This window comes from Streptococcus sp. UMB1203, assembly GCF_030217725.1.
Taxonomy (GTDB): Bacteria; Bacillota; Bacilli; order Lactobacillales; family Streptococcaceae; genus Streptococcus.
Genome location: NZ_JASOOK010000062.1, coordinates 1 through 1,435 on the forward strand (window position 1 = coordinate 1; position 1,435 = coordinate 1,435).

Consider the following 1,435-nt stretch of genomic DNA (forward strand, 5'->3'; position numbering starts at 1 on the left):
TGTACTGACCCCAAAAAGTTAGACAATTAATTTAAGCAAAGGATTTAGTTCTGTATTGTACAGGGCTAAGTCCTTTTAGTTTTACCTTAATTCGTTTATTGTTGTAGTAATCAATATAGTCTACAATAGCTTGTTCCAATTGCTTAAGCGACTGAAACGACTTCTCATAACCATAAAACATTTCCGATTTCAGAATCCCAAAGAAGGACTCCATCATACCATTGTCTGGGCTGTTACCCTTACGTGACATGGATGCTTGAATTCCCTTACTCTCTAGGAACCGATGATAAGAATCGTGTTGGTATTGCCAGCCTTGGTCACTATGGAGAATGGTATTCTCGTAATGTTCCTCACCGAAAGCCTGGTCTAACATAGCTTTTACTTGTTCTAAGTTCGGTGATGTAGAAAGATTATAAGCGATGATTTCGCTGTTAAAACCATCTAAAACTGGCGATAAGTAAAGCTTTTGAGTGCTTGCTGGAATGGCAAATTCTGTCACATCTGTGTAGCACTTTTGCATTGGTTTGGTTGCTTCAAATTGACGTTGAATAAGATTATCTGCTTTCTTGCCAACCTCTCCTTGGTATGAAGAATACTTCCGTTTACGGCGAATTCGAGCCGTTAAACCAAGTACTTTCATCAGACGCTGCACCTTCTTATGGTTCACTACGAAGCCACGATTTCGTAATTCTAGAGTCATGCGACGATAGCCGTAATTTCCTTTATGCTCAGTATAAATTGACTGAATTTCAGCTTTAATATCATAATCTTTATCGCTTTGATCCAGCTGTTTTAAGTGGTAATAATAAGTTGAACGGGCAAGTTTAATAATCTTTAGAAGGATATCTAAAGAAAACTCTGTTACCAGTCCTTGAACAATTTCCGTTTTTCTTCTTGCTCCTTTTCGTCTCTCAATCGGAGTTCTCTCAACTTTTTTAGAATGGCATTCTCCGCTCTCAAGTACTCATTTTCTGCTTGAAGACGTTCTAATTCTGTCATATCTTCAAATCTCTTCTTTGGCTTACGTCCCATTTTAGGTGGTCTCCCTCTTGTTTTCTCAACAATAGTATACCCGTTTTTCTTATATTGTGCCAGCCAATTCGAAAGTAATCCACTACTTAGAAGAGCATAATCCAGAGACGCCCTAATTTGTGAATGCCCCTCAAGAAGAACTTTATCAATGATCTCTTGTTTTAGTTCAGGAGAATAGTAACAATTCTTTCCTTTTTTGACGAACTCTATTCCGTAACGATCAATCAATTTAATCATGTACCTAAGATTAGAATTGTTTATCCCAAATTTATTTGAAAGCTTCTCTAAGCTATATCCTTGTTTTCTAAGTTCATAGATCTGAACTTTATCATCATAACTCAATTTCATAATAAAACACCCCAAAAGTTAGATTTTTTCTGTCTAACTTTTGGGGTGCAGTACA

1 protein-coding gene is annotated in these 1,435 nt (G+C 36.8%); it reads right to left on the reverse strand.

Going from position 1 to position 1,435, the window contains the following annotated elements:
* Positions 1-31: 31 nt before the first annotated feature.
* Positions 32-1,380 (reverse strand): IS3 family transposase gene (locus tag QP439_RS08875; RefSeq protein ID WP_203180026.1). Its coding sequence is split into 2 segments (ribosomal slippage): positions 32-930 and positions 930-1,380, totalling 1,350 coding nucleotides; the frame shifts between segments, so codons are not numbered across the junction.
* Positions 1,381-1,435: the final 55 nt, after the last annotated feature.